General features: G+C 69.3%; 14 protein-coding genes. 2 read left to right on the top strand and 12 right to left on the bottom strand.

Going from position 1 to position 13,726, the window contains the following annotated elements; translation table 11 throughout:
• Positions 1-85: 85 nt before the first annotated feature.
• A complete protein-coding gene (gene orn, locus ACW5F0_RS02655; protein WP_456964479.1) occupies positions 86-640 on the bottom strand; it encodes an oligoribonuclease in 555 nt (184 codons plus the stop codon).
• 43 nt (positions 641-683) lie between these two features.
• Positions 684-1,193, bottom strand: a complete 510-nt coding sequence (gene tadA / locus ACW5F0_RS02650; RefSeq protein WP_456998963.1) for a tRNA adenosine(34) deaminase TadA — start codon at positions 1,191-1,193, stop codon at positions 684-686.
• A 119-nt stretch (positions 1,194-1,312) separates the two neighbouring features.
• Here tadA and pdxK point away from each other — a divergent pair, with 119 nt between their 5' ends.
• Positions 1,313-2,134, top strand: coding sequence for a pyridoxine/pyridoxal/pyridoxamine kinase (gene pdxK / locus ACW5F0_RS02645; RefSeq protein WP_456964477.1), 822 nt, complete (start codon positions 1,313-1,315; stop codon positions 2,132-2,134).
• A 7-nt stretch (positions 2,135-2,141) separates the two neighbouring features.
• Here the strand turns inward: pdxK and ACW5F0_RS02640 are convergent, their stop codons facing one another.
• From ACW5F0_RS02640 to ACW5F0_RS02625, 4 genes are read right to left on the bottom strand one after another with little or no spacing between them, the layout of a single operon-like run.
• Positions 2,142-2,942, bottom strand: coding sequence for an ABC transporter permease subunit (locus tag ACW5F0_RS02640; protein ID WP_456964476.1), 801 nt, complete (start codon positions 2,940-2,942; stop codon positions 2,142-2,144).
• Positions 2,939-3,928 carry an ABC transporter permease subunit gene (locus ACW5F0_RS02635; RefSeq protein WP_456964475.1) on the bottom strand — a complete coding sequence of 330 codons (990 nt, stop codon included), beginning with the start codon at positions 3,926-3,928 and terminating at the stop codon, positions 2,939-2,941. Before ACW5F0_RS02635 ends, ACW5F0_RS02640 begins: the two co-directional genes overlap by 4 nt.
• Positions 3,925-5,082: an ABC transporter ATP-binding protein gene (locus tag ACW5F0_RS02630; RefSeq protein WP_456998962.1), complete on the bottom strand. Its 1,158-nt coding sequence runs from the start codon at positions 5,080-5,082 to the stop codon at positions 3,925-3,927. Before ACW5F0_RS02630 ends, ACW5F0_RS02635 begins: the two co-directional genes overlap by 4 nt.
• Before the next feature lie 3 nt (positions 5,083-5,085).
• Positions 5,086-6,231, bottom strand: a complete 1,146-nt coding sequence (locus ACW5F0_RS02625) for a polyamine ABC transporter substrate-binding protein (RefSeq protein WP_456964473.1) — start codon at positions 6,229-6,231, stop codon at positions 5,086-5,088.
• Between the two features lie 132 nt (positions 6,232-6,363).
• Between ACW5F0_RS02625 and ACW5F0_RS02620 the strand changes: the two genes are divergently transcribed.
• Positions 6,364-7,095, top strand: a complete 732-nt coding sequence (locus tag ACW5F0_RS02620) for a TorF family putative porin (protein WP_456998960.1) — start codon at positions 6,364-6,366, stop codon at positions 7,093-7,095.
• 6 nt (positions 7,096-7,101) lie between these two features.
• Here ACW5F0_RS02620 and guaA read toward each other — a convergent pair whose 3' ends face one another.
• The 6 genes from guaA to moeB form a co-directional block, all read right to left on the bottom strand.
• Positions 7,102-8,685 carry a glutamine-hydrolyzing GMP synthase gene (gene guaA, locus ACW5F0_RS02615; RefSeq protein ID WP_456964471.1) on the bottom strand — a complete coding sequence of 528 codons (1,584 nt, stop codon included), beginning with the start codon at positions 8,683-8,685 and terminating at the stop codon, positions 7,102-7,104.
• Positions 8,682-8,912 (bottom strand): hypothetical protein, encoded by a 231-nt coding sequence (locus ACW5F0_RS02610; protein ID WP_456964470.1) that lies wholly within the window; start codon positions 8,910-8,912, stop codon positions 8,682-8,684. The genes guaA and ACW5F0_RS02610 overlap by 4 nt, the downstream gene beginning before the upstream one ends.
• A complete protein-coding gene (gene guaB, locus ACW5F0_RS02605; protein ID WP_456998959.1) occupies positions 8,912-10,369 on the bottom strand; it encodes an IMP dehydrogenase in 1,458 nt (485 codons plus the stop codon). Before guaB ends, ACW5F0_RS02610 begins: the two co-directional genes overlap by 1 nt.
• A gap of 85 nt (positions 10,370-10,454) precedes the next feature.
• On the bottom strand, positions 10,455-11,345 hold the full coding sequence (folD, locus tag ACW5F0_RS02600; protein ID WP_456964468.1) for a bifunctional methylenetetrahydrofolate dehydrogenase/methenyltetrahydrofolate cyclohydrolase FolD: 891 nt from the start codon (positions 11,343-11,345) through the stop codon (positions 10,455-10,457).
• Positions 11,346-11,425: 80 nt separating this feature from the next.
• Positions 11,426-12,475, bottom strand: a complete 1,050-nt coding sequence (locus tag ACW5F0_RS02595) for a DUF2272 domain-containing protein (protein WP_456964467.1) — start codon at positions 12,473-12,475, stop codon at positions 11,426-11,428.
• A 76-nt stretch (positions 12,476-12,551) separates the two neighbouring features.
• A complete protein-coding gene (gene moeB / locus ACW5F0_RS02590) occupies positions 12,552-13,694 on the bottom strand; it encodes a molybdopterin-synthase adenylyltransferase MoeB (protein WP_456998958.1) in 1,143 nt (380 codons plus the stop codon).
• Positions 13,695-13,726 lie beyond the last annotated feature (32 nt).

The following is a 13,726-nucleotide window of genomic DNA, read 5'->3' as shown; positions in this document are numbered from 1 at the left end:
TGGGAGCGGCCATGGCCGCGATCGAGCTTGTACAGGTGCGTCCATCGCAGCTATAGCTGCTCCCACACCAGCAGATGGCTGGCGGTCAGTCGTGGGGGGCGAAGGCGCCCATGGCGTTGCGGTAGTGGCGCAGTTCGGCGATGGAGTCGTGGACGTCGCTGAGTGCGGTGTGGGCGGCCTGCTTGCGGAGGCCGGCGTGCACCTGGGGCGCCCAGCGCCGGGCCAGTTCCTTGAGCGTGCTGACGTCGAGGTTGCGGTAGTGGAACCATCGCTCCAGGGCTGGCATGCGCCGGTGCAGGAAGCGCCGGTCCTGGCAGATCGAGTTGCCGCAGATCGGCGACTTGCCCGCGGGCAGCCACTGTTCCAGGAACTCCAGCGTGCGCGCCTCGGCTTCGGCCATCGGCACGCCTTCCTCCAGCACGCGCCGCCACAGCCCGGAGCCGCCGTGCTGGTTGCGGTTCCATTCGTCCATCGCTTCCAGCGTCGCCAGCGGTTGGGCGATGGCCAGCTCGGGGCCTTCCGCCAGCACGTTGAGGTCGGCGTCGGTGACCACGGTCGCGATCTCGAGGATGGTGTCGTGGTCGGTGTCGAGCCCGGTCATTTCAAGGTCGATCCACACCAGCCGGTCTTCGTTGCCCACCCTCGCTCCTCGTTGCCTGTCAGGACGCGCATGATAACGCGCCTCAGTCCGGCGCCAGGCCCCGTTTGGCGCGGAAATAGTTGCGGAGGCGGCTGCCGGCCTCGTCGCCCAGGACGCCGCCAACGACCTCCAGGCGGTGGTTGTGGCGCGGGTCGGCAAGCAGGTCGAACACGCTGCCCGCGGCCCCGGTCTTGGGATCGCTGGCGCCGTAGACCACCCGCGCGATGCGGGCATGCACCATCGCCATGGCGCACATCGCACAGGGCTCCAGCGTCACGTACAGCGTGCAGCCGAGCAGCCGGTGGTTGCCAAGCGCCCTGCCCGCCACGCGCATCGCCACGATCTCGGCGTGAGCGCTGGGGTCGTGGTCGCCGATGTTGCGGTTCCAGCCCTCGCCCAGCACCTGGCCGGCAGCGTCGACCAGCAGCGCGCCCACCGGAATTTCGTCGAAGTCCCGTGCCGCCCGATCGGCCAGCGCGAGCGCCTGGCGCATCCAGGCCTGATCGCGCTCGTCCTCGGCGGTGGGCGGAGTGAGTTCCGGCATGGCGGCCATTCTAGTGGCTACCCGCGGCGTAAAATGCCCGGATCATCCGCCTGCAACCGTGCAGGGCCGGTCGCCGCCACGCAGCGAGGTCATCCATCGTGGGATCCGGTTCGCCTTCCCTCCAGCCGATGCAGATCGAGGTCGTCTCGGTGCAGTCGCAGGTCGTCTATGGCCAGGTCGGCAACACCATCGCGGTGCCGGCGCTGCAGGCCATGGGCCTGCGCGTGGCTGCGGTGCCGACGGTGGTGCTGAGCAATACGCCCCACCACGCCACCATGCACGGCGGCCCCATTCCGCTGGACTGGTTCCGGGGCTACCTGGACGATCTGCTGGCACGCGATGCGCTGCGCGAGCTGCGTGCGGTGGTGGTCGGCTATCTCGGCGGCCCGGCCCAGGCCGAGGTGCTGGCGCGCTGGATCGAGGGCCTGCTCCGCTCGCGCCCGGAGATCCAGGTATTCATCGACCCGGTGATCGGCGACGAGGACGTCGGCGTCTATGTCGACCCCGGCATGGTCGAGGCCTACCGTCGCCACCTGCTGCCGCTGGCCGACGGCCTGGTCCCCAATGCCTTCGAACTCGGCCTGCTGACGGGTCGGCCCGTGGCCGATATCGACCAGGTGGTGGAGGCCGCCCGCGCACTGCTGGTCGGACGCACGCGCTGGGTCGTGGCCACGAGCGCGGCGCCGGCGGGCTGGCGCAGCGGCACGATGCGGGTGGCCGCGGTGGATGGCGCCGGCGCCGGGATCATCGAGCATGCGCGCCTGGACACCACGCCCAAGGGCACGGGCGATCTCTTCAGCGCGACGCTTGCCGGCCGCCTGCTGGCCGGCGCCGGACTCGAGGACGCGGTGCGTGCCGCCTGCGACCGCGTGCTCGACGTGCTGACGACCTCGCACATCGCCGGGAGCGCCGAGATGCTGGTGTTCCCCGACCCCGATCCCGTCGCCTGACTTCGGCTCAGGCTGCGGGGCGCCGGCGGTGCATCACTATCCCCGCGACGCTCACGCCCAGTGCCACCAGCACCACGATGATCGTTGCCAGGGCGTTGATTTCCGGCGTCACGCCCAACTTGACCTTGGAATACACCACCATCGGCAAGGTGCTCGAACCCGGGCCGGAGGTGAAGCTCGCGATCACCAGGTCGTCCAGCGACAGGGTGAATGCCAGCAGCCATCCCGCCAGCAGCGCCGGCGCGATCAGCGGCAGGGTGATCACGAAGAACACCCGCCAGGGGCGCGCACCGAGGTCCATTGCCGCTTCTTCCAGGCTGTCATCCATGCCCGCCATGCGCGAACGCACGATGACGGTGACGTAGCAGGCGGTCAGGGTGATGTGCGCGAGCGTGATCGTCAGCATGCCGCGGTCGGGCCAGCCGAAGGCCTGCTGCAGGGTGACGAACAGCAGCAGCGAGGACAGGCCCATCATCACGTCGGGCATCACCATCGGCGCCGAGTTCATCAGGCTGAGCAGGCCACGCCCCGGGAAGCGCCCGAAGCGCGACAGTGCCAGGCCGCAGGCGGTGCCGAGGCAGACCGCCGCGGTGGCCGTGATGGCGGCAATGGTGAAGCTGCGCTGCACCGCGTCCAGCAGCTGGTCGTTGGCAAGCAGCGCGGTGTACCAGCGTGTGGAGAAGCCGCCCCAGACCGTGGCCACGCGCGATGCGTTGAACGAGTACACCATCACCGACAGGAGCGGCAGGTACAGGAAGGCGTAGCCCAGGGCCATCGCCGTGTACAGGAAGAACGGCGTGCGCTTCACCCCTCGGCCTCCTGCTCCACGCGCCGGTTCTCGAAGTACTCGAACACCAGCGTCGGCAGCACGATCATCACCAGCATCGCGATGGTCACCGCGGCGGCCAGCGGCCAGTCGCGGTTGGTGAAGAACTCGATCCACAGCACGCGGCCGATGGTCAGCGCATCGGGGCCGCCAAGGATGTCCGGGATCACGAACTCGCCGACCGCAGGGATGAACACCAGCAGCGCGCCGGCGATGATGCCCGGCATCGACAGCGGCAGCGTGACCCGCAGGAACGCGTGCCAGGGCTTGGCGCCGAGGTCCTCGGCGGCCTCCAGCAGGGTGAAGTCCAGCCGCATCAGGGTCGCGGTCAGCGGCAGGATCATGAAGGGAAGATAGTTGTAGACGATGCCGATGTAGACGGCGATGTCGGTATGCAGCAGCGCGAACCCGGGATCAACCAGCCCGACGGCCGAGAGTGCCTGCGCCAGCAGGCCGTTGGCCTTGAGGATGCCGATCAGCGCGTAGGTGCGCAGCAGCGAGCTGGTCCAGAACGGCAGGATCACCAGCACCAGCAGCAGCAGGCGCCGCACCGGCGTCGCGCGCGCGATGCCGTAGGCGATCGGGTAGCCCAGCAGCAGGCAGAACACCGTCGACACCGAGGCGAACAGCAGCGACTTCAGGTAGGCCGCGACGTACAGCGGGTCGCTGAGCAGCATCGCGTAGTTCGACACGTGCAGGCGCAGCGAGGCGGCGCCATCGGCGGTGTGTTCGATCAGCGCGGTGTACGGCGGTGCCTGGCCAAACACCGCCTGCGAGAAGCTGATCTTCAGCACGATCAGGAACGGGACCAGGAAGAACAGGCCCAGCCACAGCATCGGCAACGAGGTCACCAGGAAGCGGCCGCGGCGCGTGCGGAACTCGTGGCCGACCGCGCGGAACCAGCCGAACAGGTTCCGCACGACATCGAACCAGAAATCCCAGAGCCCTACGTTACGCACACTGTTCATGCGGTCAGCAGCACCGCGCTGGCGGCCTCCCACGACAGCCAGAGCGTGTCGTCCCAGTCGTAGTGCGGCTCGGAGCTGCGCGCCACGTGCGTTTCCTGCACGCGCACGATGGCGCCGGCCTCGGTCTCCACCTGGTAGATCGACACGTCGCCGAGATAGGCGATGTCACGCACCTTCCCCACCACCACGTTCTCGGTGGCGGCGGTGCCGCGTGCCGGCGGCGCCTCGTGGACGTCGATCTTCTCCGGGCGCACGGCGACGCTCACCGCGGTGCCTTCGGGCAGCGGGTCGGCGTGGCGGGCCAGCAGCTCGGCGTCCAGCGCATCGCACTGGATCCTGGCCTGGCCCGAGGCCTCGTCGGTGCCGAGCACCCGGCCTTCGAAGATGTTGATGCCGCCGATGAACTCGGCCACGAAGCGCGTGGCCGGATACTCGTACAGCACCGCCGGCGTCGACACCTGGACGATGCGGCCGGTGTCCATCACCGCGATGCGCGACGACATCGTCATCGCTTCTTCCTGGTCATGGGTGACCATGATGAAGGTGGTGCCGACGCGCTCCTGGATGTTCACCAGCTCGAACTGGGTGTGCTCGCGCAGGCGCCGGTCGAGTGCGCCCAGCGGCTCGTCGAGCAGCAGCAGCTTGGGCTGTTTCGCCAGTGCACGCGCCAGGGCCACGCGCTGCCGCTGGCCGCCCGAGAGCTGGTGCGGCTTGCGCTTGCCCAGCTGCGGCATGCGCACCAGCTCCAGCATCGCCTGCACGCGGTCGCGGATCTCACCCGCGGGCAGCCGGTCCTGGCGCAGCCCGAAGGCGATGTTCTGCTCGACCGTCATGTGCGGGAACAACGCATAGCTCTGGAACATCATGTTCACCGGCCGCTGGTAGGGCGGCAGGTGGGTAACGTCGATCCCGTCGATCAGGATCCGGCCCTGGTCCGGCGCCTCCAGCCCTGCAAGGATGCGCAGCAACGTGCTCTTGCCCGAACCCGAGCCGCCCAGCAGCGCGAAGAACTCGCCGCGGTAGATGTCCAGCGACACGTCATCGCAGGCGTAGACCTTGCCGAAGGCCCGGGTCACGCCTTCGATGCGCACGAAGGGTTGCGTGGCGGGATCCCCCCACGGCTCCGACGCGACGCTGCGCGCGGGAACGGACATCGCCTAGCGACCGCTCTTGATCGCGGTCCAGGCGCGCACGCGCAGGCGCTGCATGTCTTCAGGCAGCGATGTGGGATCGACCAGCTTGGCGCGCACCGCTTCGGGCGGATACACGCCTTCGTCGCCGGCGATCTCCGGGTCGATGAGGCCGGTGGCGGCCAGGTTGGCGTTGGCGTAGGCGACGTTGTCGGTGATCGCCGCGATCACCTCCGGCTCCATCAGGTAATTGACGAAGGCGTGGGCATTGCCGGGATGGCGGGCATCCTTCGGGATCGCGATCACGTCGGTCCAGCGGATCGCGCCCTCCTTCGGGATCACGTAGCGGATGTCCGGCGCCTGGCGCCCGGTTGCTTCGGCCGCTTCCACCGCGACATCGCGCGCCTGGCCGATGTCGCCGGAATAGCCCATCGCCACGCAGACATCGCCATTGGCCAGCGCGTCCTTGTACTCGGCGTTGTTGAAGGTGCGCACGTAGGGGCGGATCGCGGCGTAGACCTGCTTGACCGCGTCGATCTCGTCGGCGGCGCCCGCGTTCGGATCGCGGCCCAGCCACAGCAGCGCGGCGCCGAAGGCTTCCTGGTCGTCGTCGAGCACGTTGATGCCGCAGGACGCCAGCTTGGCGGCGTTGGCGGGGTCGAACAGCAGCCCCCAGGAATCCAGCGGCGCGTCTTCGCCGAGCACGGCCTTGACCTTGTCCACGTTCACGCCCAGGCCGGTCGTGCCCCACATGTACGGCAAGACGTGCGCGTTGCCCGCATCGATGTCGGCCAGGCCGTCCATGATCGCCGGATCCAGGTGCGCCAGGTTCGGGAGCTTCGCCTTGTCCAGCGGCGCGAACAGGCCGGCCCTGATCTGGCGCTGCGCGAACGGACGCGCGGAGGGGAACACCACGTCATAGCCCGAGCCGCCGGCGGTCAATTTGGTTTCCAGCGTTTCGTTCTCGGCATAGACGTCGTAGTTGACCTTGATGCCGGTCGCCGCTTCGAAGTTGGCGATGGTGTCGGGCGCGACGTAGTCGGACCAGTTGTACACATTCAGCACCTTTTCCTCGGCGCCCGCGGGAGCGTCGGGGTCGGCGGATCCGGGCTGGCTGCCTCCGCAGGCGACGAGGAACAAGGCGCAGGCAAGCGGGGCGAGGCGCAGGGACACGGCGGTTCTCCGGAACGGTGGCAAGGCAGGCATGTTCGGAGTGCGTCCGGGCGGTGTCAACGCGAATTTACCCGCAGGCCGCGGGGGTGTATCGTCCCGCGCCTCGCCCGGGCCCGGGCACGGAGAAAAGACATGCCCAAGTTGCCACTGTGCGTCGCGCTCGCGGCCCTGGTTTCGACCGCCCTGCCCGCCCATGCGCAGGAGGCCGAGGCCGCGTGGTCGTTCAGTGGCGAGGTGGTCGCTGCCAGCGATTACGTCTGGCGCGGCGTGTCCCAGACCCAGGAGGATCCCGCGCTGCAGATCGAGGCCATGGTGGAGCACCAGAGCGGCTTCTACGTGGGCGCCTTTGCCTCGAACGTCGACTTCGGCGACGGCGAAGACGGCATCGACCACGAAGTGAATGCGTACATCGGCTGGGCCGGCGAGCTGGGCGGCGGCACCGAACTGGACGTGTTCCTGTCCCGCGTGGCCTACCCCGGCCACAACGGCAGCGATTACGACATCGACTACACCGAGATCGAGGCGACGCTCGGCATTGCCGAGCATTACCACGTCGGCGTGGCCTATTCCCCGGACATCTTCAACCTGGATGCCAAAGGCTGGTACTACTACGCGGGCGCCGCGTTCCCGCTGGGCGACAGCGGCTTCACCCTGGGCGCGCAGGCCGGCCACTACGACCTTGATGATGCCGCCGGCGACAGCTACAGCGACTGGCTGGTATCGCTTGACCGCGACTTCGGCCCGATCAACGCCAAGCTGCAGTACAGCGACACCTCGAGCTACGGCGAAATCCTGTCCGACTCCGTGGGCGACGCCGGCCTGGCCGACGGGCGCGCCGCGCTGCTCCTTACCTGGGCCTTCTGACCCGGCTCACTCCCACTCGATGGTGGCCGGTGGCTTCCCGCTGATGTCGTAGACGACGCGGGAAACACCCCGCACCTCGTTGATGATCCGGTTCGACACCCGGCCGAGGAAGTCGTACGGCAGGTGCGCCCAGTGCGCGGTCATGAAGTCGATGGTTTCCACCGCACGCAGCGCGATCACCCATTCGTAGGCGCGCGCGTCGCCGACCACGCCGACCGACTTCACCGGCAGGAACACGGCGAAGGCCTGGCTGGTCTTGTCGTACAGCCCCGCCTTGCGCAGTTCTTCGATGAAGACCGCGTCCGCCCGCGCGAGGATGTCCGCGTACTCGGGCTTGACCTCGCCGAGGATGCGGACGCCCAGGCCGGGGCCGGGGAACGGATGGCGGTAGACCATCTCGTGCGGGAGGCCCAGCGCGACGCCGATGCGACGCACCTCGTCCTTGAAGAGTTCGCGCAGCGGCTCGACCAGGCCCATCTTCATGTGCTCGGGCAGGCCGCCGACGTTGTGGTGGCTCTTGATGACGTGCGCCTTGCCGGTCTTGCTGCCGGCCGACTCGATCACATCCGGATAGATCGTGCCCTGCGCCAGCCACTTCGCGTTCGCGAGCTTGCCGGCCTGCTCTTCGAAGATCTCGACGAACAGGTTGCCGATGATCTTGCGCTTGGCCTCCGGATCGGTCACGCCGGCCAGTGCGCTGAAGTAGCGCTCGCGCGCATCCACGCGGATCACGCGGATGCCAAGTCCATGCGCGTCGGAAGCGTCGGCAAAAGTCGTCATGACCTGGTCGCCTTCCTGCCAGCGGAGCAGGCCGGTGTCGACGAAGACGCAGGTGAGCTGGTCGCCGATCGCACGGTGCAGCAGCGCCGCGACCACCGACGAATCAACGCCGCCCGACAGGCCCAGGATCACCTCGTCCGAGCCAACGGTCTCGCGCACGCGCGCGACCTGGTCTTCGATGATGTGCTCTGCAGTCCACAGCGTGTCGCAGCCGCAGACGTCGACCACGAAGCGGCGCAGCAGCGCCTGGCCAGACTTCGTATGCGTGACTTCAGGGTGGAACTGGACGCCGTACCAGCGCTTGTCTTCGTTGGCAAATGCGGCGACCGGCACGCGCGGTGTGCTGGCGGTGACGGTGAAGCCCGGGGGCGCCTTGGCGACGTGGTCGCCGTGGCTCATCCACACGTCCAGGCGCGCAGGCTGGCTTCCGTGGTCGTTGAGGTCACCGAACAGGGTATCGGCCGCGACCAGGGTGACCTCGGCGTGGCCGTACTCGCGCGCGTCGGCGGACTCGGTCTCGCCGCCCAGCTGCTTGGCCATGGTCTGCATGCCATAGCAAATGCCCAGCAGCGGCAGGCCGCTGTCGAAGGCTTCCTGCGGCGCGCGCGGGGCATTCTCGACCGTTGTGGACTCCGGGCCACCGGACAGGATGATTCCCTTGGCGCCGAAGGCGGCGATCTCCGAGGGATCGTGGTCCCAGGCCCAGATCTCGCAGTACACGCCCAGTTCGCGCACGCGGCGCGCGATCAGCTGCGTGTACTGCGCGCCGAAGTCGAGGATCAGGATCTTGTCGCGGTGCAGGTCGGTCATGGGGTCGGATTCGGGGGCGTCTGTTCGGGGAGCGTGAGGCGGAACGTGCACTGCTCGAGCTCGGCATTCCACTCACCGCCATTGCCGGTGCAGGAGTCGCGCAGCTGCCAGTCGCGGTAGAAGCCGTAGCCGTAGAGCACCACCGCGACCAGCACGGCCAGCGCGAGGCCTCGCAGCAGGATGCGGCGCGCCGGCGACTGCGTGCGGGAGGATCGCGAGCGGCGCATCAGCCGGCCCTGTAGTTCGGCGGTTCCTTGGTGATCTGCACGTCGTGGACGTGGCTTTCGCGCTGGCCCGCGCCCGTGATCTTCACGAACTGCGGCTTGCTGCGCATGTCTTCGACCGTGGCGCAGCCGACGTAGCCCATGGTCGCGCGCAGGCCGCCGAGCAACTGGTGGATCACGCCGCTCAGCGGGCCGCGGTACGGCACCCGGCCTTCGATGCCCTCGGGCACCAGCTTGTCGGCCGAGGCGGCGTCCTGGAAATAGCGGTCGCTGGAGCCCTTCTCCATCGCCGCCAGGCTGCCCATGCCGCGATAGCTCTTGTAGCTGCGGCCCTGGTAGAGCTCGGTCTCGCCCGGGGTTTCCTCGGTGCCGGCGAACAGGCCGCCGATCATCACCGTGGACGCACCGGCGGCCAGCGCCTTGCCGATGTCGCCCGAGTAGCGGATGCCGCCGTCGGCGATCAGCGGGATGCGGTCTTGCAGTGCCTCGGCAACCATGTCGACCGCGGTGATCTGCGGCACGCCCACGCCCGCGACCACGCGCGTGGTGCAGATCGAGCCCGGGCCCACGCCGACCTTGACCGCGTCGGCGCCGGCATCCATCAGCGCCAGCGCGGCGTCGCCGGTGACGATGTTGCCGCCGACCACCTGCAGCTTCGGGTAGTTCTTCTTGGCCCAGGCCACGCGGTCGAGCACGCCCTGCGAATGGCCGTGCGCGGTGTCGACGATGATGACGTCGACGCCCGCGGCGGCCAGGCGCTCGATGCGTTCCTCGGTGTCGCCACCGACACCGACCGCGGCGCCGACCAGCAGGCTCTCGGAGGCATCCTTCGCCGAATCCGGATTGTCCTGCGCCTTCTGGATGTCCTTGACCGTGATCAGGCCGCGCAGCTGGAAGTCGTCGTTGACCACCAGCACCTTTTCGATGCGGTGCTTGTGCAGCAGCTGGATGACCTCGTCGTCGCTGGCGCCTTCCTTCACCGTGACCAGCTTGTCCTTGCGGGTCATGATGTTGCGCACCGGGTCGTCAAGCTTCTTCTCGAAGCGCATGTCGCGCCCGGTGACGATGCCGACCAGCTGGTCGCCGTCGACCACCGGAACACCGGAGATGTTGCGCGCGCGGGTGAGGCGCAGCACTTCGCCGATGGAGGTCTGCGGGCTGACGGTGAAGGGTTCGCGGATCACCCCGGCCTCGAAATTCTTGACCTGCAGCACGTGCGCGGCCTGGCGCTCCGGGCTCATGTTCTTGTGCATGATGCCGATGCCGCCGAGCTGGGCCATGGCGATGGCGAGGCGCGCTTCGGTCACGGTGTCCATCGCGGCGGACACGATCGGGATGTTCAGGCGCAGGTCGCGCGTGAAACGGGTGGCGAGCGAAACGTCCTTGGGCAGCACGATGGAATGCGCCGGAACGAGCGAAACGTCGTCGTAGGTCAGTGCTTCAGCCTGGATGCGCAGCATGGCCGTGCCAGTGGTGGTGAAGCACGACATTGTACCCGGCCGCAGTGGCGCCGGCGCGCCCCGGCGGCGGGATGCGGCGTCCCGCTCAGGCGTCGGTGCCGGAGGCCTCGAGGGCTTCGGCGGCTTCCAGGGTGTTCTGCATCAGGGTCGCCACCGTCATTGGCCCGACGCCACCGGGGACCGGCGTGATCCAGCTGGCACGCTCGGCCGCCGCGGAAAAACCGACATCGCCGACCAGTCGGCCATCGTCAAGGCGGTTGATGCCGACATCGATCACCACCGCGCCCGGCTTCACCCAGTCGCCCGGGATCAGGCCGGGCTTGCCGACGGCCACCACCAGGATGTCGGCCTCGCCGACGTGGCGGCGCACGACCTCGGGCGGCGTGAACTTGTGGCAGCTCGTCACCGTGCAGCCGGCAATCATCAGCTCCAGCGCCATCGGCCGGCCGACATGGTTGCTCACGCCCACGATGGTGGCGCTCTGCCCGCGCACCGGGCGGTCGGTCCAGGCCAGCAGCGTGGTGATGCCGCGCGGCGTGCAGGGACGCAGGCCGAACTGGCGCAGCGCCAGGTGGCCGACGTTCTCCGGATGGAAGCCGTCGACGTCCTTGCGCGGGTCGATGCGGTGGATCAGGCGGGTGGCGTCGGGGATGCCCGGCAGCGGCAGCTGCACCAGGATGCCGTGGACCGTGGGATCGGCGTTGAGGCGGTCGATCAGCGCCAGCAGCTCGGCTTCCGTGGTGCCTTCGGGCAGGTCGAAGTCGAGCGCGCGGATGCCGACGATGCCCGCGGCCCGGCGTTTGTTGCGCACGTAGGAGCGCGATGCGGGATCGTCTCCCACCAGGACCACCGCCAGGCCGGGCGGTGCATGGGCGGCGGCCGTGCGCGCCTCGACCCGCAGCCTGAGCGAGTGCAGGAGCTCGTCGGCGATGCGCCTGCCGTCGAGGATGCGGGCCGTGGAACGTGTCTCGGACATGCCTGTATCGTGCGCGCGGAAAGCGGCATTGTCGCCGATCGCGCCCTGCCCGCGCGAGCCGACGGCGCTGCCGCCACGCCTCATCGCACCGGCTGCGACCCGTCCGCCTGCGGTTGCGACGCCCCTGCCGGGCAGCGGGGAATTCCCGAACCGAGCACGCAGTAGACGCAGCATCGGGGCGCGGCGGGCGCCGTCGCGGGCCCCTGCAACGGCGGCGCCGGCGCCAGTCGGGCCAGTTCAGCCTGGGGCCGCAGCTGCAGCAGCGCCGCCCAGTCCTGGCGATTGGCATTGCAGGCCTGCGGGGCATCGGGACTGCACTGCAGCCCTTCCGGTTGCCGCAGCGGGAGATCCTCGAAATGGCCTCCGGCGGTCAGCGGGAGGATGCGCATGGTCACGCCGTCGAGCACGTTGCCGCCAACCAGCCGTGCCACGCGGTCACCGCCCTCCCCGGCCGACACCACGATGTCGCAATGCATGCCCAGCCCGCCGCTGTCCGAGCTGAGCAGGGTCGCCAGGCCACCGAAGCCGTAGCTGCGCCCGGGCACCCGCACGTAGCAAAGCAGGTCCCCCAGGGATGGGCGCGCCGCGCGCGGATCGGCGATGCGGTAGGGGCTGCCTTCCGGGTTGCGGTAGGCGTCGCGCACGTAGTCGACATGGCTGGCCGAGGCGCGGAAGCCCGGAACCGCGGCGCGGCGCATCACCCACGACACGAAGGCGGCCGACCAGGGCGTGTCGACCACGAAGGCGCGGCAGGCTGGCGCCGCCAGTTGCTCGCCGGCGTGCACGCAGTCGGACGCGCCCGGGCGCTGCATCACCTGCCACAGCAGGCCGCTGCCTTTCCAGTAGTCGGTGACCCGCAGCCAGGCCGGCTGGCCGTTGGCCAGGCGCGCGCTTTCAGCCTCGCGCACGACCGAACCCGCAAGGCCACCGTCGCCACCGATGAAGGGCCGGAACCAGGCCTGGTGTTCTTCGCAGGCGGCAGCGGCTATCCGGGTGGCCGCCTCCGGTGCCGACTGCTGCGCGCGCAGCAGCGGACAGGAATCCGCGGCCATCGCGGGCGCTCCCGGCGCAAGCCAGGAGCCCAGCAGGCAAACGACAAGACAGGCCCGCACGTGCAGTGGATTCGCCATGGCATTGCTCCCCGGTCGTGCCGGCGAGCGTATCGCAGCCCGGTGGAAGCCGCGATCACGCGGCCGCTGGAGCGGATCAACCTGCGCAGAACGCCTCGTAGTCGATATATCCCGGGAATGCGGTGCCCGGCGCGCACACCGCGCAGTCCGGGTCCGGCGTCAGCCGTGTTTCGCGGAAACGCATGCCCATCGCGTCGTAGTGCAGCAGCCGCCCGCGCAGCGGCTCGCCCACGTGCAACAGCAGCTTCAGCGCCTCGGTGGCCTGCAGCATGCCGACCACGCCCGGGAGCACGCCCAGCACCCCGGCCTCGCTGCAGTTGGGCGCGGCCTCCGCCGGCGGCGGCTCCGGGAACAGGCAGCGGTAGCAAGGCGCCACGCCGCGGTGGCGTCCGGCGTCGAACACGCTGACCTGGCCGTCGAACCGGTGCACCGCGCCGTAGACCAACGGGATGCCGAGATGCACGCAGGCATCGTTGAGCAGGTAGCGCACGGGGAAGTTGTCGGCACCGTCGACCACGACGTCCACGCCCTCGAGCAGGCGCTCGACGTTGGCCGAGGTCACCCGCTCCGCGACCGCGTCGATCTTCATCCGCGGGTTGAGCGCGGACAGGCGCACCTCGGCGGAGTCCACCTTGCGCATGCCGATGTCGGCGTCGGTGTGCAGGATCTGGCGCTGCAGGTTGCTGCGTTCGACCACGTCGTCGTCGGCGATGCGCAGTTCGCCCACCCCGGCCGCGGCGAGGTAGAACGCCGCCGGCGAGCCCAGGCCGCCGGCACCGAGCATGAGGATCCGCGCCATGGCCAGCCGCTTCTGCCCGCGCATGCCGATCTCGGGCAACAGCAGGTGGCGCGAGTAGCGTTCGTGGAAGTCCTGGTCGCGCGGCTGCGCTGGCGGTTCCGGCCGCGCCATCGGCAGGCCCTCCGCCGCCCAGCGCAGGGTGCCGCCGCGGATCGAACACACATTGCGGTAGCCCTGGCGCTGCAGCACCTCGGCGGCCAGCATCGAGCGGCCACCGCTCTGGCAGATGAGCATCAGCTCGGCGCCGCGGTCGTGGAAGTGGAACTCCGCGTCCCCCTCCAGCTCGTCGCGGGCGATGCCGCGCGCGCCTTCCGCCATGCCGAGTTCGCGCTCGTGTTCTTCGCGCACGTCGACGAGCACGGCCCCGGAGGTCTCCATGCGGCGCTGTGCTTCGCGCGGCGTGATTTCGATGATCGCCATGCCACGATTATCTTGCACCGCAAGACTCCTGC

This window comes from Luteimonas sp. A534 (assembly GCF_054072805.1).
The sequence above is the reverse complement of the archived record's forward strand: the minus strand, read 5'-3'. Positions and strand labels throughout refer to the sequence as shown.

Bases quoted from the DNA above. Each gene is read 5' to 3' on its own strand.
- tadA (WP_456998963.1), bottom strand. From the start codon at position 1,193: ATGGCCGCCATGCCGGAACTCACTCCGCCCACCGCCGAGGACGAGCGC.
- pdxK (WP_456964477.1), top strand. From the start codon at position 1,313: ATGCAGATCGAGGTCGTCTCGGTGCAGTCGCAGGTCGTCTATGGCCAG.
- ACW5F0_RS02635 (WP_456964475.1), bottom strand. From the start codon at position 3,928: ATGAACAGTGTGCGTAACGTAGGGCTCTGGGATTTCTGGTTCGATGTC.
- ACW5F0_RS02630 (WP_456998962.1), bottom strand. From the start codon at position 5,082: ATGTCCGTTCCCGCGCGCAGCGTCGCGTCGGAGCCGTGGGGGGATCCC.
- ACW5F0_RS02620 (WP_456998960.1), top strand. From the start codon at position 6,364: ATGCCCAAGTTGCCACTGTGCGTCGCGCTCGCGGCCCTGGTTTCGACC.
- guaA (WP_456964471.1), bottom strand. From the start codon at position 8,685: ATGACCGACCTGCACCGCGACAAGATCCTGATCCTCGACTTCGGCGCG.
- ACW5F0_RS02610 (WP_456964470.1), bottom strand. From the start codon at position 8,912: ATGCGCCGCTCGCGATCCTCCCGCACGCAGTCGCCGGCGCGCCGCATC.
- guaB (WP_456998959.1), bottom strand. From the start codon at position 10,369: ATGCTGCGCATCCAGGCTGAAGCACTGACCTACGACGACGTTTCGCTC.
- folD (WP_456964468.1), bottom strand. From the start codon at position 11,345: ATGTCCGAGACACGTTCCACGGCCCGCATCCTCGACGGCAGGCGCATC.
- ACW5F0_RS02595 (WP_456964467.1), bottom strand. From the start codon at position 12,475: ATGGCGAATCCACTGCACGTGCGGGCCTGTCTTGTCGTTTGCCTGCTG.
- moeB (WP_456998958.1), bottom strand. From the start codon at position 13,694: ATGGCGATCATCGAAATCACGCCGCGCGAAGCACAGCGCCGCATGGAG.